Annotated in this window: 21 protein-coding genes; 20 read left to right on the forward strand and 1 reads right to left on the reverse strand. The window is 54.4% G+C overall.

Annotated elements, in window-relative coordinates; genetic code table 11:
* Positions 1-62 precede the first annotated feature (62 nt).
* A complete protein-coding gene (locus tag ACTJIK_RS14380) occupies positions 63-2,486 on the forward strand; it encodes a phosphocholine-specific phospholipase C (RefSeq protein WP_440647215.1) in 2,424 nt (807 codons plus the stop codon).
* Positions 2,487-2,530: 44 nt separating this feature from the next.
* Here ACTJIK_RS14380 and ACTJIK_RS14385 read toward each other — a convergent pair whose 3' ends face one another.
* On the reverse strand, positions 2,531-3,124 hold the full coding sequence (locus ACTJIK_RS14385; RefSeq protein ID WP_440647217.1) for a YdeI/OmpD-associated family protein: 594 nt from the start codon (positions 3,122-3,124) through the stop codon (positions 2,531-2,533).
* Positions 3,125-3,293: 169 nt separating this feature from the next.
* Here ACTJIK_RS14385 and ACTJIK_RS14390 point away from each other — a divergent pair, with 169 nt between their 5' ends.
* The 19 genes from ACTJIK_RS14390 (at position 3,294) to ACTJIK_RS14480 (ending at position 21,689) form a co-directional block, all read left to right on the forward strand.
* On the forward strand, positions 3,294-3,812 hold the full coding sequence (locus ACTJIK_RS14390; RefSeq protein ID WP_440647218.1) for a hypothetical protein: 519 nt from the start codon (positions 3,294-3,296) through the stop codon (positions 3,810-3,812).
* A gap of 31 nt (positions 3,813-3,843) precedes the next feature.
* On the forward strand, positions 3,844-4,506 hold the full coding sequence (locus ACTJIK_RS14395; protein ID WP_440647220.1) for a hypothetical protein: 663 nt from the start codon (positions 3,844-3,846) through the stop codon (positions 4,504-4,506).
* 9 nt (positions 4,507-4,515) lie between these two features.
* Complete coding sequence (locus ACTJIK_RS14400; RefSeq protein ID WP_440647222.1) at positions 4,516-5,256, forward strand: sensor histidine kinase; 741 nt, start codon at positions 4,516-4,518, stop codon at positions 5,254-5,256.
* A 110-nt stretch (positions 5,257-5,366) separates the two neighbouring features.
* The gene (locus ACTJIK_RS14405; RefSeq protein ID WP_440647224.1) at positions 5,367-6,035 is read left to right on the forward strand and encodes a response regulator; all 669 of its coding nucleotides are present in this window, start codon (positions 5,367-5,369) and stop codon (positions 6,033-6,035) included.
* A gap of 31 nt (positions 6,036-6,066) precedes the next feature.
* Positions 6,067-8,469 carry a S9 family peptidase gene (locus ACTJIK_RS14410; RefSeq protein WP_440647226.1) on the forward strand — a complete coding sequence of 801 codons (2,403 nt, stop codon included), beginning with the start codon at positions 6,067-6,069 and terminating at the stop codon, positions 8,467-8,469.
* Between the two features lie 122 nt (positions 8,470-8,591).
* Positions 8,592-11,525, forward strand: coding sequence for an outer membrane beta-barrel protein (locus tag ACTJIK_RS14415; protein WP_440647230.1), 2,934 nt, complete (start codon positions 8,592-8,594; stop codon positions 11,523-11,525).
* Between the two features lie 29 nt (positions 11,526-11,554).
* Positions 11,555-12,121: an RNA polymerase sigma factor gene (locus ACTJIK_RS14420; RefSeq protein ID WP_440647233.1), complete on the forward strand. Its 567-nt coding sequence runs from the start codon at positions 11,555-11,557 to the stop codon at positions 12,119-12,121.
* Between the two features lie 46 nt (positions 12,122-12,167).
* A complete protein-coding gene (locus ACTJIK_RS14425) occupies positions 12,168-12,512 on the forward strand; it encodes a hypothetical protein (RefSeq protein ID WP_440647235.1) in 345 nt (114 codons plus the stop codon).
* Complete coding sequence (locus tag ACTJIK_RS14430) at positions 12,512-13,021, forward strand: Spy/CpxP family protein refolding chaperone (protein ID WP_440647237.1); 510 nt, start codon at positions 12,512-12,514, stop codon at positions 13,019-13,021. Before ACTJIK_RS14425 ends, ACTJIK_RS14430 begins: the two co-directional genes overlap by 1 nt.
* Before the next feature lie 49 nt (positions 13,022-13,070).
* Positions 13,071-13,472: a hypothetical protein gene (locus tag ACTJIK_RS14435; RefSeq protein ID WP_440647239.1), complete on the forward strand. Its 402-nt coding sequence runs from the start codon at positions 13,071-13,073 to the stop codon at positions 13,470-13,472.
* A gap of 107 nt (positions 13,473-13,579) precedes the next feature.
* Positions 13,580-15,052 carry a cardiolipin synthase gene (gene cls, locus ACTJIK_RS14440; RefSeq protein ID WP_440647241.1) on the forward strand — a complete coding sequence of 491 codons (1,473 nt, stop codon included), beginning with the start codon at positions 13,580-13,582 and terminating at the stop codon, positions 15,050-15,052.
* Between the two features lie 170 nt (positions 15,053-15,222).
* Entirely contained in the window at positions 15,223-15,501 is a 279-nt protein-coding gene (locus ACTJIK_RS14445; RefSeq protein WP_440647243.1) for an ArsR/SmtB family transcription factor, read from the forward strand.
* A gap of 77 nt (positions 15,502-15,578) precedes the next feature.
* Complete coding sequence (locus ACTJIK_RS14450; RefSeq protein ID WP_440647245.1) at positions 15,579-16,340, forward strand: SDR family oxidoreductase; 762 nt, start codon at positions 15,579-15,581, stop codon at positions 16,338-16,340.
* A gap of 162 nt (positions 16,341-16,502) precedes the next feature.
* Positions 16,503-16,979: an acyl-CoA thioesterase gene (locus ACTJIK_RS14455; RefSeq protein WP_440647247.1), complete on the forward strand. Its 477-nt coding sequence runs from the start codon at positions 16,503-16,505 to the stop codon at positions 16,977-16,979.
* Positions 16,980-17,169: 190 nt separating this feature from the next.
* Entirely contained in the window at positions 17,170-17,778 is a 609-nt protein-coding gene (locus ACTJIK_RS14460; RefSeq protein ID WP_440647249.1) for a TetR family transcriptional regulator, read from the forward strand.
* Positions 17,779-17,827: 49 nt separating this feature from the next.
* Positions 17,828-19,084 (forward strand): TolC family protein, encoded by a 1,257-nt coding sequence (locus ACTJIK_RS14465; protein ID WP_440647251.1) that lies wholly within the window; start codon positions 17,828-17,830, stop codon positions 19,082-19,084.
* Between the two features lie 2 nt (positions 19,085-19,086).
* Positions 19,087-20,040, forward strand: a complete 954-nt coding sequence (locus tag ACTJIK_RS14470) for an HlyD family secretion protein (protein ID WP_440647253.1) — start codon at positions 19,087-19,089, stop codon at positions 20,038-20,040.
* 6 nt (positions 20,041-20,046) lie between these two features.
* Complete coding sequence (locus tag ACTJIK_RS14475) at positions 20,047-20,961, forward strand: ABC transporter ATP-binding protein (protein WP_440647255.1); 915 nt, start codon at positions 20,047-20,049, stop codon at positions 20,959-20,961.
* On the forward strand, positions 20,958-21,689 hold the full coding sequence (locus ACTJIK_RS14480) for an ABC transporter ATP-binding protein (RefSeq protein ID WP_440647257.1): 732 nt from the start codon (positions 20,958-20,960) through the stop codon (positions 21,687-21,689). Before ACTJIK_RS14475 ends, ACTJIK_RS14480 begins: the two co-directional genes overlap by 4 nt.
* Positions 21,690-21,692: the final 3 nt, after the last annotated feature.

Here is a 21,692-nt window from a genome sequence, read left to right on the forward strand (position 1 = left end):
GCAGCCATTCCGGAATTATTGTTATTTTGGTCCATAGCTACTCAAAACCTAACGATCAATTTATGGACTCAAGAAGGGAATTCCTCCGCAAAGCCGCGTTGCTCACGGGCGCCGGCGGCCTCGCCACCATGCTGCCGGACACCATCCGCCGAGCCATGGCCATCAATCCCGCCCCGGGCAGCACCTATCTCGATGCGGAACATATTGTGTTCCTCATGCAGGAGAACCGCTCTTTCGACCATTGTTTCGGTACATTGAAAGGCGTTCGCGGCTTCAACGATCCCCGCGCGCTGAAAACGGAAGGCGCAGCCAATGTTTTTTTCCAGAAGAATGAAAAGGGAGAATACTATACGCCTTTCCGGATGGACATTAAAGACACCAAAGCCACCTGGATGAGCGCCCTGCCGCATTCCTGGAGCGACCAGGTGGATGCCCGCAACAATGGCAGGTACGACCGCTGGCTGGACGTAAAACGCTCCGGCAACCGCGAATACAGGGAGATGCCGCTCACCATGGGCTATTACAACCGGGAAGACATCCCGTTCTACTACGCACTGGCAGACGCTTTCACCGTGTGCGACCAGCACTTCTGCTCCTCGCTCACCGGCACCACGCCCAACAGGCTTTACTTCTGGACCGGCACCATCCGCGAAGAGCAGCATCCCAACGTAAAAGCCAACGTCTGGAACTCCGATGTGGACTACGGCAAATGGGCCAAATGGAAAACCTTCCCCGAGGTACTGGAACAGCACAACATCAGCTGGAAGATCTACCAGAACGAGATCAGCGCGGGCGTAGGGTTTGAAGGAGAAGAGGATTCGTGGCTGGGGAACTTTACCGACAACCCGATAGAGTGGTTCACCCAATATCATGTGGAATACCATGAGCCGCACCTGGCCTGGCTCAGGAAAGTGAAAAAAGATATGCCCGCCGAACTCGCCGGTCTTGAAAAAGAACTGGCCGGCATGGAGAAAGGCGCCAAAGCTTATACCGACCGGGAAAGGAAGATCGCCAGGCAAAAAAGGGTGCTCCAATACGCCTTGGATACGTTGAAGCGCGTGGAGGAAAAACCTTTCCATACCCTGCCTGCCACCGAGCAGCAGCTGCATAAAAAAGCCTTCACCACCAACGCCGGCGACCCGGATTACCATGCCCTCTCGCGCCTGCAGTACAAAGACGGCGAAACGGAGCGGGAAGTGCAGTTGCCGAAGGGCGACATCCTGCACCAGTTCCGCAAAGACGTAAAAAGCGGCCAGTTGCCCGCCGTGTCGTGGATCGTGGCGCCGGAAAATTTTTCAGACCACCCCGGCGCGCCCTGGTACGGCGCCTGGTACCTTAGCGAAGTGATGGACATCCTCACGCAGAATCCCGAGGTCTGGAAAAAGACCATCTTCATTCTTACTTACGACGAGAACGACGGCTATTTCGATCACGTGCCGCCGTTTACCGCGCCGGCGCCGGGAGCAGGCAAAGTGTCTGCCGGCATAGACGCTTCGCTGGAATTTGTAAACAAAGATGCGCAGGAGCAAGGCAGCGGTGTGCGGGAAAGCGCCATCGGCCTGGGTTACCGCGTACCGCTGGTGGTGGCTTCGCCATGGAGCCGCGGCGGGTTTGTGAACTCACAGGTATTCGACCATACCTCCAACCTGCAATTCCTCGAACATTTCTTTAGCCGGAAGCTGAAAAAAGAAGTGCATACCGATAATATCTCCAGCTGGCGGCGCGCCGTTTGCGGCGATCTGACCTCCATCTTCAGGCCCTGGAACGGCGAAAAGATCAGCACGCCGGCTTCGCTGGAAAAGGAACGGTTCATTGAAACCATTCACAGCGCGAAGTTCAAATCTGCGCCTTCCAATTTTAAACCTGTTACGGATCTCACCGATGCCGCGAAATACATGCCGGAGCAGGAAAAGGGCGTACGCCCGGCCTGCGCCATCCCGTATGAGCTGAATGCGCACATCATTCCGCTTAAAGACGGCAAAACGCTCGGCCTTGAGCTGGAAGCCGGCAATAAAATATTCGGCGGCAAAAGCGCGGGCGCGCCTTTTAACGTATACGGCGCGAAAATGGAGAACCGCTCTTATGCCGTATCTGCTGGCGATACCCTTACGGATGAATGGAACGGGGAGGAGCTGAGCATATACGGGCCTAACGGTTTCTTTCGTTCATTTAAAGGCATAAGCGGCCAGCTGCCGCACCTGCTGCGGATCAGGGTGGAATATAAAGCCGGCGGCCTGGTGCTGAAGCTGCAAAACCAGGATAAAACACCTGTGCTGGCGCATATCGCGCAATCGCATGTTTCCAAAACAGAGAAAGTAAAAGTGGAAGAAACCAAGTCCATAACGATCAGGCTCTCCGGCACGCACGGCTGGTACGATATCTCGGTCACCCTTCCGGATCATAAGGCGGAGTACCGCTTTGCGGGGCATGTTGAGACGGGAAGTACCAGCTTTAGTGACCCGGTGATGGGACGAGTAACGGGATAAACAAATTCAAAGGGCCGGTCATTCGCCGGCCCTTTTTTATGGTGTTACCTGTATTTCCAATGCCTGACCTTCCCTTCCGCGATCTGCTCCACTGCCTGCGCCAGCCGCTTTTCCCTCGTGACCAGGGTTTTGGCTTCGCTGATCCAGTCTGAATAATCTTTTTTGTCGGAATAGTTCCAGCCATCCCATATCTTCTGAGCTGCTTTGTTTTCCTTCAGCGCGGCGGTCAGCTCCGGCGGCACCACCAGCTCCTTTTTGGCCGCAGGCTCTTTTTTTACTTTGATGCCCGCTTTGTTCAGCTTGTCCGCTTCCCTGAGATAGGCGATCAGCACTTTATCCGGAGGAAGGTCTTCCAGCGAGGCGATCTTCCCCAGGCTGCCCATGGCTTCCTTGTTCTCCAGCACAATAATACCCTGACTGTCTTCCAGCAGGCTGCCTTTCCAGAAACCGAAAGAGCAATGCTGCTTGAAAGCCGCCATGTTGCAGAGGTTATCCCCATGTGTCATAAAATGCGGGAAGCTCCATTTCATGGCTTCGGCGGCGTGCGGGCATGCCTTGTGCACCAGGTTGCGGAGGTGCTGCAGGATGGGCTGCGCAAAGGGCGCAGCTTTGGCGATATAGGCGTCTATGGGATCCATATTCTAATTTAAGGAAAATCCCTATCTTGTAGCAGGCCATATCGTGCGCCCCATGTGCATAACGAGATTTCCATCCGTATTTATACGCTATTATTCGGGAAGTTCTACTTGTCAGTCGTCGTGCTGCTAACTGTAAATTACATTCACTCACATAAAACCTCAAACTGTTATGAAAAGATCAAACCTCGTGCCCTGGCTGATCGTCCTGCTGCTGCTGGCGATCTTCATATACCGGGAACTGAACCGCAAAATTCCCGTTAGCGGGGAAAGGGTGAAGGAGCACGTGATCAGCATGAAAGAGGCCGAAGGTTATACCAAGGCCTTTGCCGAAGCCAAAGTTGCGCTAAGCCGCCAGCTGCAAAACCCCGCTTACCTGGACAGCAATTTTAACATGCCCCAATGCGAGCTCTTCAACAGGGACGCCATTGCCGCCATTCTCAACAAGCCCGGCGCAACCGGCCTCCGCGTTTACCTCGGCCTCAACCCGAAAAAGGAAGTATGTTTCGTACTGGTTCCGGTAACGGATAAAGGAAAAGACATCACCGAACGCCTCGCCATGGACTACAACACCTGGATACCCGGCATTACATCCGCCAGGGCAGGTTATCCTGACGATGCCGAAGCTATTGAGAGAGGCCAGCGTTGCCCGCATATGTGCGACCTGGAAAGCCCCCTAACGAATCCCTAGATCTAATCACCTGGAGTAACCGGTTGCCGAGATGAACCATACCATCGCTTCCATTTTATCTTTTTCAATCGTCATTCCTCTCATCATGGGGCTGGTACGGCTGAGCAGGATACGCATCAGCTACCAGCCCTTCCTGATCTTCATGCTGCTGGCATTTACCTCCGAGCTCGTAGGTTTCATCAGCGTGAAAGTTCTCCGCAGCAATTATGTTTCCACCAATATCTACACGCTGGTGGAAGCCGTCGTGATCGCGTATATCTTTTACGCCTGGGGCTTTTTCAGGGAGCACAAGATACTGTACTGGACGGTGCTGGCGCTCTACGGCGTGGTCTGGACGCTGGAGAACATCGTGTATGGCGACCTGGAAAGCCAGATATGTTCTTACTTCATTTTCCTCTATTCGCTCACCACCGTATTGCTCTCCATCAACGAGATCAACTATCTTATTGCCGAACGCGGCAACCTGTTCAGGAATGCCCGGTTCCTGATCTGCATCGGGTTCATCGTCATCTGCGTATACAGCCTCATCACGGAAGGCACCCAGCTGATAGACCCGGACAATGCCCCGCTGTCCAATAAGATCTTCACTTTTTATGTTTATATCAATGCATTTGTTAATATTGTTTATGCAGTGGCTGTATATTTCATGCCCGAAAGGGATGATATCTATTTTTCCAAACGGTTCAATGCATAATACAACCCCATGGAGAACAGGATCCTTTATATCACCATATTCCTCTCTTCGCTGCTGGCGGTGATCATCAGCTTTTTCATTGCCTCCATCATCCGCTACCACCGCCGTTTTATCCGCCTGCAAAGAGAACGCATCACGGCAGAGATCAGGTCGCTCGAAAATGAGCGGAAACGCATTGCCACAGACCTGCACGATTCCCTCGGCCCCCTGCTGTCCAGCGTAAAGCTCAACATCACCAGCGTGGAAGTGAACGACGAGCGCGACCGGCAGGTGATCAGCAAATCCACCAAGTACATAGACGAGATCATTACCAGCATGCGGCAGATATCGCACAACCTGCTGCCCAACACCCTGGAGCGGAAAGGCCTGGTAGAGGCCATCCGCGAGTTCAGCGGCCACCTCGGGCAGGAAGCGCTGCTGGAAGTGCACGTGTATGCCATGAATCCCATCACACCCAATGCCGGGCAGGACATCCATATTTTCCGCATCATCCAGGAGATCATTCACAACACGCTCAAACATGCCGGCGCTTCCCGGCTGGACATCGGGTTCAAGCAGGATGCCGAAGAGCTGCTGGTGCTGGTCAAAGACAACGGCAAGGGCTTCAACGTTCAAAAGGCCACCCGCGATTCCCAGGGCCTGGGGCTCAAAAGCCTGGAGATCAGGACAGACATCATGCATGGCACCATCAACATACGCTCTACGCCCGGCGAGGGCACCAATTATTACATCCGCATCCCGCGGCGCTGATATTTTACTTTCACCTTGCACATCCGCCGCGATACATCCTTTCCCCGGGATAAATAATTTGTATATTGTGCAGGCAACCATATTTTTCCGACCCTAAGCAATTCTCTTTCATGAAATACGATATCAGGCTGGTAGTGGCGGACGACCACGAGATCTTCCTGGACGGGCTGGCGCTTATGCTTTCCCGGCAGGAACACATCATCCTGGTAGGTCAGGCCTCCGACGGGCGCGAGCTGGTAGAGTTGGTGAACGCCGAAAAGCCCGATGTGGTAATGACCGACATCAAAATGCCGCGCATGGACGGCATCGCCGCCACCCGCCTGCTTGTACAGCAAAACCCCGATGTGCGGGTGATCGCCCTTTCCATGTTCGATGAGGAAGACCAGATCGTGGAAATGCTTGAAGCCGGCGCTAAAGGTTACCTGCTTAAGAACGCGGACAAGCAGGAGATACTGGACGCCATCGCCAGCGTATACGAAGACCGTGTGTATTACTGCAAAAGCACTTCCGCCAAGCTGGCGGGCATGATCGCCAAAAGCAAATTCAATCCCTACAAGCAAAAAGAAGTCATTACTTTCACAGACCGTGAGCAGGAAATTATCAAGCTCATATGCCTGCAGTTCACTGCCCAGCAGATAGGAGAGCGCATATTCCTCAGCAAGCGCACGGTGGAGGGCTACCGCACCCGGATACTGGAGAAGATGAACGTCCGTAACACCGCGGGGGTCGTGATGTACGCCCTGAAGAACAACCTGGTCAGAGAAGAAGACATCCTGTAAATAAAAGACACAACTAAAATCTAACATCTTCATGAGATCAACCTTCATTTTACTGGCCCTGCTGGCCTCCGGCGCCGCCTGTGCGCAGGACGCCGTTACCTACCAGCGCCCGCCGGCTGTAATCGAAGAGCTGTTGCTGGCCAAACCCACACCCGGCGTTAGCGTTGGAAGGAACGGAGAATGGCTGCTGCTGGCCGAACGCATTACCTTTCCAGGCGTGGAAGAGCTGGCCGAGCCCGAGCTGCGCATTGCCGGCCTCCGCCTGAACCCGCGCAACTTCAGCACTACGCGCGGCACTTACAGCAACAACCTGAAGCTGCAGAACATCAGGACCAAAGAGCTTTTCCCCGTAACCGGCCTGCCGGAAGGCCTGCGGTCCAACAGCCCGCAATGGAGCCCTGACGGGAAAAAGGCCGCCCTGGTGCATTACGGCCCGCAGCGTGTAGACTTATACGTGATAAGCGTGGAAACGAAGACCGCCGCCAAAATAAATACCGCCGCCCTCAACGCCACCTCGGGCATGACCTTCGCCTGGGTGGATAATAGCACCCTAGTATACAAAACAGTACCCGCGGGCACCGGCGCCCTGCCTGCCGTTCCCGCCGCGCCCAAAGGCCCGGTGGTACAGGAAAGCAAAGGGAAAGCAGCCGCTTCGCGCACTTACCAGGATTTAATAAAGTCCCCTTACGACGAAGCCCTGTTCACCCACATGGCCACTTCACAGTTTGTGCTCAACAACGGGCAGGGGGAGAAGAACCTGGGCGCGCCGGCTGTGATCACCAGCTTCAGCGTGTCGCCGGACAAACAATACCTGCTGGTGCGGAAAGTGGAAAAACCGTATTCCTATCTTGTGCCCATGTACGGTTTCCCGCACAGCTGGCTGGTGCTGGATATGCAGGGGCGTGAAGTGAAAAGCCTTGCAAAGAATCCTTCCTCCGAAGGCGCGCCCATCGGCTTCGACGATGTGATGGACGTGCCCCGCAGTTTCTCCTGGAAAGACGACGAGCCGCATACCGTTACCTTCGCCAAAGCGCTGGACGGCGGCCTGGGCAAACAAAAAGCCGAATACCGCGACGCGGTGTATGCCGCCGACGTAACAGGTAACGATGCGCCGAAAGAACTCTTCCGCACCAAACGCCGCTTCGACGACGTGACCTGGGGCAATAAAGAAGTAGCCCTGGTATACGAATCCATGTTTGCAGACAGGCGCGAACGCATCAGTATTTACAATCAAACCACCGGCCGGCTCGATTCGCTGTTCGAAAAAAGCAGCAACGATGCCTACAGCGATATTGGCAGGCCCTTCACCACCCGCAACCAGTACGACAGGCAGGTGCTGTTCATTCAAAAGAACGGCGATCTGCTCATGCGCTCACAGGGCTCATCCCCGGAGGGAGACATGCCTTTCGTGCAGAGCTACAACCTGAAAACCGGGAAGGGCGCCATCCTCTGGCGCTGCCCGGCCAACACCTACGAATACGTGGTGGAAGCGCTGGACCTGGAAAAGCTGATCATGCTCACCTCCCGCGAAAGCCAGGCCGAAGTGCCCAACTACTACATCCGCGACCTCCGCAAACGTTCGCTCATGGGCACGCCTGTTACGGATTTCACCAATCCCTACAAAGCGATGGAAGGCGTTACCAAACAAAAGATCTCCTACAAAAGGGAAGACGGCATCAACCTCACCGGCGACCTCTACCTGCCTAAAGGCTACGACGCCAAAAAGGATGGTCCGCTGCCGGTGCTGATCTGGGCCTATCCCCGTGAATATAAATCCGCCGCGGATGCAGCACAGGTGAGAGGCTCGCGTTATACGTTCACCCGTGTGGGTTATGGCAGCCCCATTTTCTGGGTCACGCAGGGCTACGCCATCCTCGACAATGCTGAAATGCCCATCGTAGGCGAAGGCAACAGCCAGCCGAACGACCATTTCATTCCCCAGCTTTACCTCAACGCCCACGCCGCCATCCAGGCGCTGGCCAAAATGGGGGTGGGAGACAGCAATCGCGTGGCCGTAGGCGGGCATAGTTACGGTGCGTTCATGACGGCTAACCTGCTTGCACATACGAAATTGTTCAGGGCAGGCATCGCGCGCAGCGGCGCTTACAACAGAACGCTCACTCCCTTCGGCTTCCAGGCGGAAGAACGCACTTACTGGGAGGCGCCGCAAGTGTATTTCAACATGAGCCCTTTCAGTTTCGCCGATAAGATCAAAACGCCGCTGCTTATGATCCACGGCGAGCTGGACAACAATCCCGGCACATTCCCCATCCAGAGCGAACGGCTGTACAATGCCGTCAAAGGCCACGGCGGCACTGTGCGTTATGTGCAGCTGCCGTTTGAAAGCCATGGTTATTCCGCCCGGGAAAACCTGCTGCATATGCTGTGGGAGCAATCGCAGTGGCTGGATACCTATGTAAAAGGAGTGCGGTAAATACTTTTTGAACTTTTCCTGATTGACAGTTGCCTGATCTTCCGGCAACTGTCTTTTTTTTATGCTGTTTCAAAGGTTTTGGACCGTATTATCGTCCAATCAATCAGAAATACAACCAAAGTATGCGGCATGCATTGATCTTTACATTGCTTTTACTGACCTGCGCGCAGTTATCTTTTGCGCAGAATCTCGTGCTGAAGGGTGTGCTGAAGGATAAAGGAGATAGCACGGCGCTGAGAAACGCCACCATCAGGCTAAGTTCCCCGGAAGACGCCGCATTCAAGAAACAGGCTATTACCGACAAAGACGGCGCTTTCGAGATCACCGGCCTTTCAGCGAAACCTTATATAGTTACCATTTCATACGTAGGTTACGGGGAACTGACCCGGGCCATCATGCTGCAGGCGGAAACGCAGAACCTGGGCACCATTATGATGCCCAAAAGCAGCCGCGACCTGAAAGAAGTGGTGATCAAGGGCCAGGTGCCGCCCAGCCAGCAAAAAGGCGATACCCTGCAATACAATGCAGACGCCTATAAAGTAAACCCGGACGCCAGCGGGGAAGACCTCATCAAAAAGATGCCGGGCATTACCGTGGAAAACGGTACCGTAAAGGCGGGCGGAGAGGAAGTGAAGAAAGTAACGGTGGACGGGAAGGACTTTTTCGGCGACGATGCAGCCATGGCATTGAAGAACCTCCCGGCAGACGCCATTTCCAAAATAGAAGTGTTCGACCGCCAGAGCGACCAGGCCCGCTTCACCGGCTTCGACGACGGTAACGCCGTGAAAGCCATCAACATCGTGACCCGCGCCGAAATGCGCAACGCCCACTTCGGGAAAGTGTACGCCGGTTATGGTACGGACCAGCGGTATTCCGCCGGCGGCAGCGTGAACTTCTTCAAAGACAACAAACGCATTACCATCCTGGGTATGGCCAATAACGTGAACCAGCAGAACTTCTCCTCGCAAGACCTGCTGGGCGTGCAGAGCGCCGCTTCAGGCCGCGGCGGCCGTGGCGGCGGAGGTCCCAGGGGCGGCGGCGGCCGTGGTGGCAACTTTGGTGGCGGCGGTGGCGGAGGCAACTTCCTGACCGGCGGCCAGAGCGGGCTGAACAAGACCAACTCTATCGGGATCAACTTCAACGACAACTGGGGCAAAAAAGTGACCTTCAGCGGCAGCTATTTCTTCAATAACTCCAACAGCAGCAATACCGAGATCACCCGTACGCAAACGCAGTTCCAGAAAGGCGTTCAGCTGGAGAACGATACATCCCTGAGCGGCAGCCACAACTACAACCACCGCTTCAACGTGCGCCTGGAATATAATATCGACTCCAACAACGCGATCATATTCGAACCGAACATCAGCTTCCAGCAGAACGACCGGTTCTCCAATTCCATCGGCAACACTTTTATGTCCGACACCCTGCTGAGCAGGAACCTGAGCGGTACCACCAGCGAAAATTCAGGCTACAACCTGAACGGCAACCTTACTTTCCGGCATGCCTTCGCCAAAAGAGGCCGCACCATCACCCTGGGGCTGAGCGCCAGGACCAACGACCGCACCGGCGAATCGTTCACCAACAGCGACCTGGTGTACCCCGGCAGCCCGCTGGATAATGATTCCCTGCGCCAGCGCGTAAGGCCGCTCAGCGACGGGCAGAACTACGGCGTGAACGTGGCCTATACCGAACCTATCGGCAAATCGGGCCAGCTGCAGGTAAACTATAACCCTAACTGGTCCACCAACAACTCCGACCGCCGGGCATACCAGTACGACTACTCCGGCAAGGACTACAACATCCTGGACCCCGAGCAGTCCAACATGTTCAGCAACCGCTACAACACCCAGTCCGCCGGCCTCAGCTACCGCCTGGGCAACCGCGACAGGATGCTGATGGTGGGCGTGAACTACCAGTATGCCGAAATGGAGACCAAAAGGGAATACCCCACGAAGAACTACGCCACACAGAGCTACCAGAACATACTCCCCAATGCCATGCTGATGTACAAGCTGGGCGAATACAGCCGCGTCCGCGTGTTCTACCGGGCCAGCACCAACCAGCCCGGCATCGACCAGCTGCAGGACGTGTATATTTATTCCGGACTCACCAACGTATCTATCGGTAACCCAAGCCTGAACCCGCAGTTCGGGCACAGTGTAATGGGCCGGTACAACTACACCAATACCCAGAGCGGGCAGAACCTGTTTGCCAACGTAAATGTGCAGACGAACAGCAATTACATCGCCAACGCGATCTATACGCCCACCAACGGTAAAGATTCCCTGCTCACCCCCGTGGACACACTGAAAGTGGGTGGCAGGCTTTCCAAACCGATCAATATGGACGGGTATTTCAGCGGAAGGACCAGCCTTACCTGGGCCATGCCGGTGAAATTCATCAAATCCAACCTGAACGTGAACGCGGGCGTAGGTTACAGCAAGATACCCGGGGTTACCAACTCCCTGGCGGGCTTCACCCACAACTACAACTATAACCTCGGCGCGGGCCTGAGCAGCAATATCAGCGAGTATATCGACTTCAACCTGTCGTATAACGCGCTCTTCAACGTGGTGAACAATACCATCCAGCCCGAGAACAACAGTAACTATTCCACCCACAACGCCAGCGCGAGCATCAACCTGCTGTCCAAAAGCGGGTTCGTGTTGCAGAACGAGCTCAATTACACCTTTACTAAAGGACTGGGAGAGGGTTTCGATCAACGTTTCGTGCTGTGGAACGCCAGCGTGGGCAAAAAGTTCCTGAAAGAGCAGCGCGGCGAGCTTCGCCTCTCCGTATTCGACCTGCTGAAACAGAACCGCAGCATCAACCGTACGGTGAACGGGCTGGACATTGTGGATGAGCAGAACTCCGTTCTCACCCAATATTTTATGCTTACTTTTACTTACCGGTTGAAAAACTTTGGTAAATTGAAAGTACCCGAGGGCGGCGGAGAGCAGCGCCGCTGGAACCGCGAAGGCAGGGGAGACGGCCCTCCGGGCGGAATGGCCCCCGGTGGAATGGGCGCTCCCGGCGGTATGCGCCGCGACTTCTAATGCCGTTTTAACATCTATATGCAAGTAGCTTGACGGATATCATAGCACATCTGAAACAGGGCAGCGAAGCCGCCTTTAAGGAACTGGTGGCTCAGTGGAAGGGCATGGTGTACAACACCGCCCTCGGCATCCTGCAAAATGAAGCGGATGCGGAGGATGTGTCTCAGGAAGTGTTTATGCAGGTGTTTGAATCCATCGGGACCTTTAAAGGAGAATCACAGATATCCACCTGGCTGTACCGCATCACGGTCACCAAATGCCTTGATTTCCTGCGTAAAAAGACGCGGAAAAAGCGCTGGGGGAAAGTATACAGCCTCTTCGGGGCACAGAATGAACTGGTGATCGACCCCCCTGATTTTCATCACCCCGGGGTGGAGCTGGCCAATAAGGAAAGGGCCCAGCTGCTCTTCAAAGCCATTGCCCGCCTGCCGGACAGCCAGAAGGCCGCTTTCGTGCTCAACAAGCTGGAAGGATTGAGTTCCAAGGAGATAGCCGGGATCATGGACGCCTCGGTGTCTGCCGTGGAAGGGCTGCTGCACCGCGCCAAGCAGAACCTGCGGGACCAGCTGGAGGATTATTACAGAAATAAGGATTAAATACAAGTATTCAGCATAATTATCGTCTAAATTAAATACAGCGATTATGAAAGCGAGACGCGACATAGAACAGGAAATAAACAGGACGCTCGGCAGCCTCGACGGAGTGCAGCGGGCGGAGCCGGGAGATTTCTTTTTTACCCGTCTCCAGGCCCGCCTGGCGCGTATAGAGCCAATGGACGCGTGGGAGCGCTTTATCAGCGTCATTGCCCGCCCCTCTATCGCATTTTCCGCCCTGGCGCTGATCCTGGCCGTAAACGGCATCATGTTCGCCATGAACCTGCCTACCGCTGAGCGGCAGGAGCAGGCAGCCCTGCAGCAGGCGCTTGCAGATGAGGAATACCAGTTCGGTATCGCCAATTTTTATGAGCTAGAAAAACTGGAACAATAATGAGGGAAACATTCGTGCGGAATAAAGTACTGAGCGTATTGGTGATCATCCTTTTGCTGACGAACCTCCTCCTGCTTTTTTTCTTTGTCTGGAACAAACCCGCAGACCCTGCCAGGACCAGCAACCGGAGCCGGGGCGGGGAAGTGATGCAGCTGCTGGAAAAGGAAGTCGGTTTCAGCAAACAACAGCTGGACCAGTATAAGCAACTCAAGGAGCAGCATTGGGAGCGTATGAAAACTTCCTTCGGGGAGCTACGCACCGCCAGGGATAATTTCTATAAGCTCCTGAACGAAAACTCCGTGGCCGATTCGGTGATCACGGCGGCAGCCGACTCTATCGGCTCCAGGCAGATGGAGATAGATGTGCAGACCTTCCGGCACTTCCGCGAAGTGCGCGGCCTGTGCACGCCGGAACAGTTACCGCATTTCGATTCTGTAGTGCAGCACGTGATGAAAAAGATGAACAACTACAGGAAAAGTCCTCCCAAAGAAGACAGCCTGAAAAGATGACCATGAGCATTTAAAATATAATACTCCAAAACCCTTAAACAATCACAACATGAAGAAACAGATCCTGTTCGTGCTGGCATTTCTGCTGGCAGTGAACGTAGCGGCCTTTGCCCAGCAGGGCGGGGGAAACGGCGGTCAGCGCCGCACCGTTGAAGAACGCGTAAAAGCAACACTGGAGCGCCTTACCACCGAGCTGCAGCTGAACAAAGACCAGGTTACCAAGCTGGATACCGTGTTCACCAAGTCTTTCAAAGACATGCAGAAGGCGCGCGAAGAAGCCCAGGCAGGCGGTGGCCGCATGGACCGCGAAGCGTTCCAGAAAATGAACGCCGAAAGGGATGAGAAAGTGAAAGGCATTCTCACCGAAGAACAATTCAAAAAGTACAAAGAACAGATGGAAGCGATGCGCCAGCGTGGTGGTAACCGCGGCGGTGGCGGCGGAAGCAACTAACGTTCCGTTAAAGATCGTGGCCGTATTATACTGCAAATAACTTAGAAGAATGCACGCAGTATAGTACGGCTTTTTTGTGCCCCGAAATGTTGTAATTTGCCGGCGATATGTTGCAATTCCTCAAAGACCACTGGCAGTCCATCGGCCTCATTATCCTTTACAGCCTCACATTCCTGGTAGCTATCAAAGCACTGCTCGAAACACGGTCCACCGGCAAAACGCTGGCGTATCTTCTCCTGCTCTTCTTCCTTCCCGGCTTAGGCATGATCATTTACCTCCTCATCGGCGTGAACCGCAGGATCAACCGCATCTATAGCCGCAAATGGATGAGCAATGTGCGCCTCAGCGAGCGGTTGCAGGAATACCTCCGGCAGGAGAACCGGCAGACCCTGCTGGAGCACCCGGACCTGGTGACCAACAAGAGCAGCATCGCGCGGCTGCTGTTCCGCGATTCGCTGTCGCCCATCACGCCGGACAACGAGGCCATTCTCCTGATCAACGGCGATGAGAAGTTCCCTTATCTCCTGGATGCGCTCCGCTCCGCCAAACATCATATCCACCTGGAATATTACATTTTTGAAGAGGACACCATCGGCATAGAAGTGATGGAGGTGCTGAAACAAAAAGCAAAAGAAGGGGTGGAAGTGCGTTTCATTTACGATGATTTCGGCAGCTCCGACATCAACCGCCGCTTCCTGCGCCAGATGCGGGCCGCAGGAGTGGAAGTGTTTCCCTTCTACCGTGTGCGCCTGCTGGCCAACCGGCTGAACTACCGTAATCACCGCAAGATCGTGGTGGTAGACGGGCATACCGGTTTCGTGGGGGGCATCAACGTGGCGGACCGTTACCTGAACGACCCGAAATACCGGGCCAAACACCCGGAATGGCCCTTCTGGCGCGACACGCATCTTTGTATCAAAGGGCAGGGTGTGCATACCTTGCAGTTCCTGTTCATGGGCGATTGGAACTTTTGCGCCGAGGCAGACCTGCCTATTACGCAGGACTTTTTCCCGGACATACCCGTTTCCGGTAAAGACCTGGTGCAGATCGCCGCCAGCGGCCCCGATTCAGAGCGTTCTTCCATCATGCTGAGCTACCTGGCGGCCATCAACCAGGCGCAGCGGTCCGTATACATTACCACGCCTTATTTCATCCCCAACGAGGCTATATTTAACGCTTTGCAGCAGGCGGCACTGTCTGGCGTGGACGTGCGGCTGCTGGTGCCGGGCATCAGCGACAACCGGGTGGTGAACAAAGCGGCGGAATCCTTTTACGAAGACCTGCTGGCCACCGGCGTGCGGATATTCCGTTACAACAAAGGTTTCGTGCATGCAAAAACCATGGTGGTGGACGATAACCTGACGGTGGTGGGCACGGCGAATATGGACATCCGCAGCTTTGATTTTAACTTCGAGGTAAATGCTTTTGTATATAGCAAAGAAGCGAACTGGAAGATGTCGGAGATATTTTTGCAGGACTGCCTGTACAGTAATGAGCTGCTGCTGGACGACTGGCGGGCCCGCGGCCGCTGGACGCGGCTGGGGGAGGCCGTGGTAAGGCTGTTCAGCCCGTTGTTATAGGTGGCCGGTATTGTTATATCCGCACCGGGAACGTTGCCTGTGGCGGGTTCCGGGCTCTTTTTTAAAGCTCCGGGGAAGCGGGGACGGGTTTTGCCGGCTGCTTTTTCCTCCTTCTGAAAAAAATAGATCGATATATTTCGATATTTCAAAAAAGTACCTATATTTGCACCATGATCATAGACGAAGCGATGATAGTGAAGGCGGCGAACGCACTTTCAGATAAACACCGGATGGCTATACTTATGCAGATAGCCAGGCAGGAGTGTAGTATCTGTTGCGGCGCCATCCAGGATCTCACCTGCCTGTCACAACCCACCGTTTCGCATCATATCAAGATATTGGTAGACAGCGGGGTGCTGATCAGCACTAAAGAGGGGCGCAACGTGAACCTGACTATCAACCGGGAGATGATGAAACAGTTGTCTATGTTCTTCCTTCAGCTCAGCTGACCTTTTTTTTGCTTAAAAATATCGAAGTTTTTAAATAAATCAATACGAATCACAACACTCACCATCAAACACACACCATGAGCACCTTGAAAGATAAAGTAGCGGTAGTAACGGGCGGCAACAGTGGGATAGGCCTTGCTTCCGCTGAGGAATTCATAGCCAGGGGAGCGAAAGTGGTGATCACCGGGCGCAACCGCGATGCTGTAGAAGCGGCTGCCTCCGCGCTGGGAAACGGTACACTGGGCGTGACCGCAAACCAGGCGAGCATCACAGACTCCGAAGAGCTGGTAAACACAGTGAAGGAACGATATGGTAAAGTTGACGTGCTGTTCGTCAACGCCGGCATCGGCGCCTTTGCAACTGTGAACGACGTAACAGAAGAGCAATTCGACGAAACGATGAATGTGAATTTTAAAGGAGCATTCTTCACCATTCAAAAGTTCCTGCCGCTGCTGAACGACGGGGCTTCCATTATTCTCTTATCCTCCGTGAATGCTTTCACCGGTATGCCCGGCGCAAGCGTTTACTCCGCCAGCAAAGCTGCGCTCAACTCACTGGGCCGTACGTTGAGCCGCGAGCTGGCATCCCGTGGGATCCGTGTGAACACGGTGAACCCCGGGCCGATCAAAACGCCCATCCTGGCCAAAGCCGGCCTGGATGAAGCAGGCGTGGCTTCCTTCCATCAAAAATCCGCGGAGCGGGTGCCGCTTAATCGCGTCGGTGAATCCGCAGAGGTTGCAAAGCTTATAGCATTTCTTGCTTCCAGCGATGCATCCTTTATCACCGGCGCGGAATATAACATCGATGGAGGGATGACAGTACATCAATTATTGGGTTAAAAAAGTAAGACTGCATATTTTCATTATCCGTTGTAACCCGATGCGTTAAAAACAAATTGACAAAAGCATCGCCGGGGTGGTTTCGCACCACTCCGGCATTTTCAAAAAGCGTTCATCAAAATTTAACCAATTGCCTAACTTTAAGCTGTAAAACCATGCTATATGACTGTAAAGGAACCGTCTTCGTTATACACCGTGCGGTTTAATGACTGCGATCCGTTCGGGCATCTGAACAATTCATCTTATATCAATTATTTTATGAACGCCAGGGAAGACCACCTGGCGGAGAGTTACGACCTTCACCTGAAGGACTATGCTGCAAAGGGATTGGGATGGGTGGTCACCCAGCACCAGATCTCCTACATCAAACCCGCTTTCGTGGCGGAAAAAGTGCATATCCATTCACGCGTGCTGGAATTTTCCAACCATCACATCCTCGTGGAAATGTGGATGACGGACGAGCAGAAAAAGAAAGTGAAATCCTTTCTCTGGTCCAGGTTCGCGCACATCGACCTGAAAACAGGCAAACGGGCGGAACATGATGAAGCGCTGCTGAAGCTCCTGGACGAGATCCGGGTGGAGCACAACGGCGTAGATACGTTTGACCAAAGGGTGGGAGCGGTGCTTCAATCCTTTTAACCCCTCAAGATACTTTAGTAAACAGTTGTAGGTAACAGCCGCCGGGGTAATCTTGCTCCGGCTTTTGTTTTTATGAATGATGTACTAATTGAAAACCAGTGCTTTGAATTTTATTTCCCCGATCATTTGGTGATTTGAATCCTTTGCCTATCTTTGCATTAACCAAATGGTTAAACAGTTTAGTTAGATCATGCAAACGACCAATACCACCGAACAACAGATCATAGAAGCTGCCAGGAAAATATTCATGCAGAGGGGGCTCAGCGGCGCCCGCATGCAGGATATAGCGGATGAGGCCGGTATCAACAAAGCCATGCTGCATTATTACTACCGCAGCAAGGAAAAGCTTTTCGAGATCGTGTTCGCCGAAGCGGTGCAAATGCTTCTTGGCAGGGTCAACGCCATCTTCGCCGGTGAAATGCCCTGGAAAGAAAAGATCGTGGCGGCGATAGACAACTATATCGCCTCCCTCAGCGAAAATCCTTACCTGCCGCTGTTCGTGCTCCATGAAATAAACCAGAACCCTGAGCGGCTTGTGCAGCAATTTCTCCACGGCCCCCTCTTTCCCAATCTACGCGCCTTCATGATGGAACTGGCCCAGGAAGCGGAAAAAGGAAATATCAGGAAGGTGGACCCGTTGCAGCTCATGATCAGCATTATTTCCATGTGCGTATTCCCGTTTGCCGCCAAACCGTTGCTCAGTGGCGTGTTCCAGATGGATGCCGCCCGGTTCGGCGCCTTCATGGAAGAAAGAAAAAAATTCGTCAGCAGCTTCGTGCTTCATGCGCTGGAGCCCTGATATTTTTTTGTTCCGCAATTAACCAAACAGTTAAATAAAAGAGTTAGTTATGAGATCGTTCCTTCCGCTGCTTTTGCTCATGGCTTGTTTACAGGCTTCCGCGCAGCAGCCCTTTACGCTGGATTCGGCCTGGGCCGCCGCCCGGCGCCATTACCCGCTGCTGAAGCAGCAGGAAGTGACGGACCAGGTGACCGCCCTCCAGCTCCGCAACATCCGGACGAATTACCTGCCGCAGGTAGAGCTTAACGGCAAAGCCACTTACCAGTCAGACGTAGTGACCATCCCCATCAAGCTGCCGAACGTGGACATTCCCACGCTGCCCAAAGACCAGTACAACGTAACGCTGGACGTGAAGCAGGCGATATACGACGGCGGCGCAACCAGCAGCCAGCGCGAGCTGCAGCTGGCGCAGCAGCAGGCGGAAAAACAAAAAGTGGAAGTGGAAATGCACAAGCTCCGCCAGCAGGTAATGCAGGTGTTCTTCAACGCCCTCATCTGGAACGAGCACATCGCCGCCCGCAAACAAATGATGGACGAAGTAAAACAACGCATGGAACGCCTCCAGGCCGGGGTAGACAATGGTACCGTGCTCGCCAGCCAGGTGGACATCCTGAAGGCCGAGCTGCTGAAAGCGCAGCAGCAGCTGGACGAAGCGACTACCGGCAAAGCCACCGCGCTCAATATCCTCAGCCTGCTAACGGGGAAGGATATACGTGAAATGGAAAACCTCCGGCTGCCGCAACCCGCGGGCAATCCGGATCAAAACCTCCAGCGCCCCGAGCTGGGCCTCTACAGCCTGCAAACGGATGTGCTCCGCCGGCAATCGAAGCTCACCGGCACAAAAGCACTTCCGAAAGTGAGCGCCTTTGCGCAGGGAGGCTATGGCAGGCCCGGCCTGAATATGCTGGACAACCGGTTCGACTTCTACTACATCGGCGGCCTCCGCCTGCAATGGACGCTCTGGAACTGGCGACAGACCCGCACTGAGCGCGACATCCTGCGGGTGCAGGAACAATCCCTGCAATCGCAGTCGGAAACCTTTACGCTGCAAACCAGGTCGCAGCTGCTCCAGCAATCGGGCGAGATCAGCAGTCTTGCTTCGGCCATGGAAAAAGACAAAGAGATCGTGGCGCTGCGCACGAAAGTGAAGGACGTGTCCGCCGCGCAGCTGGACAATGGCGTGCTCACCGTGCACGATTACCTCAGCGACCTCTTCGCCGAAACGCAGGCCCTGATCACCCAAAAGACCCGCGAGATACAGTGGGTGTACGCAACTATCAATTACCAGGTTATTAAAGGATATTAAACATGAAAAGCACAACAAATCATATAAGGCAGGATGAACCGCGGGTTTCCGGCCTTCCTTTGAAAACGGCTCTCACGGCCATCGCCATCACTTTTGGCCTGGCTGCCTGCTCCAGCAACGACGATGTTGCGGATGCTTACGGCAATTTTGAATCCACTGAAGTGATCATATCCGCCGAAGCCACCGGCCGCCTGCTGAGCTTCGATGTGGAAGAAGGCGCTGTGCTGGCTGCCAACACACTAGTTGGCGGGATCGATTCCATCCAGCTGAAGCTGCGCAAAGACCAGCTGGGCGCGAATATCAAAGCGGTGCTCAGCAAAACGCCGGACGTATCCCCGCAGCTGGCCGTGATCCGCCAGCAGATCGCCACGCAGCAGAAAGAAAAAACACGCATCGAGAACCTGCTGAAAGCCAATGCCGCCACTCCCAAGCAGCTGGACGATATCAACGCGGCGATCGCTGTGTTGGAGAAGCAGTACGCTTCCACCGCGTCCTCTCTCAGCACCCAGGTGACGGGCATTTCCAGCGAAACGCAGCCCCTGCAGGTGCAGGTGGAACAGGTGAAGGAACAGCTGGCGCAATCGCGTGTAGTCAACCCCGTTAACGGCACTGTGCTTGTGAAATACGTGGAGAAAGGGGAAGTGGTGAGCTATGGGAAGCCGCTGTATAAGATCGCGGACCTGGAAACCATGTACCTCCGTGCTTACATCAGCGAAAACCAGCTTTCACGCATCAAAACCGGCCAGCAGGTGACCGTGCAGCTGGACCAGCCGGATGGCACGCTCAAAAGCCTGCCCGGCACCGTAAGCTGGATCGCATCGGAAGCGGAGTTCACCCCAAAAACCATCCAGACGCGCGAAGAAAGGGTGCACCTCGTGTACGCCCTGAAAGTGCGGGTACAGAACGACGGCAGCCTGAAGATCGGCATGCCGGGAGAAATGAGGATCGCTAAATAAACGCGTATGCAACCCATTGTAGTGGAACATATCCATAAAAGTTTCGGGGACCTGAAAGCCCTGCACGACATTTCCTTCACCGTCGGCGAAGGAGAGCTGTTCGGCCTCATAGGCCCTGACGGGGCGGGCAAATCCACCCTCTTCCGCATACTCACCACCCTGCTGCTGGCCGATAAAGGGAATGCGCAGGTGGGCGGGCTGGACGTGGTGAAGCATTACCGCACTATCCGCCGCGAAGTGGGTTACATGCCCGGGCGCTTTTCCCTGTACCAGGACCTTACCATTGAGGAGAACCTGAACTTCTTCGCCACCATTTTCAACACAACGGTGGAGGAGAACTATGACCTCATCAAAGATATTTACGAACAGATAGCGCCCTTCGCCAAACGGCCTGCAGGTAAGCTTTCCGGCGGTATGAAACAGAAGCTCGCCCTGTGCTGCGCGCTCGTGCACAAACCGAAAGTCCTGTTCCTTGACGAGCCCACCACCGGCGTGGATCCCGTATCCAGGAAAGAATTCTGGGACATGCTGCAACGCCTCAAAACAAAAGGCATCCCCATCCTCGTATCCACGCCTTACATGGACGAAGCCATTCTCTGCGACCGGGTGGCCCTGATGCAGAAAGGCGCCGTCATGCAGATCAATACCCCGGCCAATATCGTAAAAGGTTTCGGTATGCCCATATGGGCCATGAAGGCGCGCAACATGTTCCGCCTCATCCGCGACCTGCGGGCCTTTGACGGCGTGAACAGCTGCTATGCCTTCGGCGAGTACCTGCACGTGACCCTTCATACCGACCTGGACAATGTAAAGACTTACCTCGCGCCGCTGGGGCACGAAGAACTGGAGATCAAACCGGCGAAGCCCGGCATTGAAGACGCCTTCATGCAGCTTATGCAGGAACAAAACGAATTGACATGAACACGCAGGCGATCGTTACAAAGGACCTGACCAAACGTTTCGGCGATTTCATTGCCACCGACGCCATCACTTTTGAAGTGGGGCAGGGGGAGATATTCGGTTTCCTGGGCGCGAACGGCGCCGGCAAAACCACCGCCATGAGGATGCTCTGCGGCCTGTTGCGCCCCAGCAGCGGCGAAGCGAAAGTGGCGGGGTACGACATCTACACGCAAACTGAACAGATCAAAAAACGCATCGGGTACATGAGCCAGAAATTCTCGCTGTACGAAGACCTCACGGTGAAAGAGAATATCCGCTTCTACGGCGGCATCTACGGCCTTAGTAACCAGCAGATCAAACAAAAAACACAAGAGCTGCTGGCGCGCCTGCAGCTGGAAAAAGAAGCGGGCCAGCTCGTCAGTTCCCTTCCGCTGGGCTGGAAACAAAAGCTGTCCTTTTCCATTGCCGTGCTGCACGACCCGTCTATCGTATTCCTGGACGAGCCGACCGGTGGCGTGGATCCTATTACCCGCCGGCAGTTCTGGGACCTGATCTACGAATCGGCGGACAAGGGCGTCACCATTTTCGTGACCACCCACTACATGGACGAGGCCGAATACTGCAACCGCATTTCGATCATGGTGGATGGAAAGATCAAAGCGCTGGACACGCCGGCCGGGCTGAAGAAACAATACAACGCGGATTCCATGAACGAGGTGTTCCTCCAACTCGCAAGAGCCAAAACTTAACAC

Origin of the sequence: Chitinophaga sp. 22620 (assembly GCF_052044405.1) — a bacterium.
Classification (GTDB): Bacteria; Bacteroidota; Bacteroidia; order Chitinophagales; family Chitinophagaceae; genus Chitinophaga.

Coding starts and splice junctions, on each gene's coding strand:
- ACTJIK_RS14480 (WP_440647257.1), top strand. CDS start 20,958: ATGAACACGCAGGCGATCGTTACAAAGGACCTGACCAAACGTTTCGGC.
- cls (WP_440647241.1), top strand. CDS start 13,580: ATGTTGCAATTCCTCAAAGACCACTGGCAGTCCATCGGCCTCATTATC.
- ACTJIK_RS14455 (WP_440647247.1), top strand. CDS start 16,503: ATGACTGTAAAGGAACCGTCTTCGTTATACACCGTGCGGTTTAATGAC.
- ACTJIK_RS14445 (WP_440647243.1), top strand. CDS start 15,223: ATGATCATAGACGAAGCGATGATAGTGAAGGCGGCGAACGCACTTTCA.
- ACTJIK_RS14400 (WP_440647222.1), top strand. CDS start 4,516: ATGGAGAACAGGATCCTTTATATCACCATATTCCTCTCTTCGCTGCTG.
- ACTJIK_RS14470 (WP_440647253.1), top strand. CDS start 19,087: ATGAAAAGCACAACAAATCATATAAGGCAGGATGAACCGCGGGTTTCC.
- ACTJIK_RS14460 (WP_440647249.1), top strand. CDS start 17,170: ATGCAAACGACCAATACCACCGAACAACAGATCATAGAAGCTGCCAGG.
- ACTJIK_RS14430 (WP_440647237.1), top strand. CDS start 12,512: ATGAGGGAAACATTCGTGCGGAATAAAGTACTGAGCGTATTGGTGATC.
- ACTJIK_RS14465 (WP_440647251.1), top strand. CDS start 17,828: ATGAGATCGTTCCTTCCGCTGCTTTTGCTCATGGCTTGTTTACAGGCT.
- ACTJIK_RS14405 (WP_440647224.1), top strand. CDS start 5,367: ATGAAATACGATATCAGGCTGGTAGTGGCGGACGACCACGAGATCTTC.
- ACTJIK_RS14385 (WP_440647217.1), bottom strand. CDS start 3,124: ATGGATCCCATAGACGCCTATATCGCCAAAGCTGCGCCCTTTGCGCAG.
- ACTJIK_RS14475 (WP_440647255.1), top strand. CDS start 20,047: ATGCAACCCATTGTAGTGGAACATATCCATAAAAGTTTCGGGGACCTG.
- ACTJIK_RS14415 (WP_440647230.1), top strand. CDS start 8,592: ATGCGGCATGCATTGATCTTTACATTGCTTTTACTGACCTGCGCGCAG.
- ACTJIK_RS14435 (WP_440647239.1), top strand. CDS start 13,071: ATGAAGAAACAGATCCTGTTCGTGCTGGCATTTCTGCTGGCAGTGAAC.
- ACTJIK_RS14395 (WP_440647220.1), top strand. CDS start 3,844: ATGAACCATACCATCGCTTCCATTTTATCTTTTTCAATCGTCATTCCT.
- ACTJIK_RS14425 (WP_440647235.1), top strand. CDS start 12,168: ATGAAAGCGAGACGCGACATAGAACAGGAAATAAACAGGACGCTCGGC.
- ACTJIK_RS14410 (WP_440647226.1), top strand. CDS start 6,067: ATGAGATCAACCTTCATTTTACTGGCCCTGCTGGCCTCCGGCGCCGCC.
- ACTJIK_RS14380 (WP_440647215.1), top strand. CDS start 63: ATGGACTCAAGAAGGGAATTCCTCCGCAAAGCCGCGTTGCTCACGGGC.
- ACTJIK_RS14390 (WP_440647218.1), top strand. CDS start 3,294: ATGAAAAGATCAAACCTCGTGCCCTGGCTGATCGTCCTGCTGCTGCTG.
- ACTJIK_RS14450 (WP_440647245.1), top strand. CDS start 15,579: ATGAGCACCTTGAAAGATAAAGTAGCGGTAGTAACGGGCGGCAACAGT.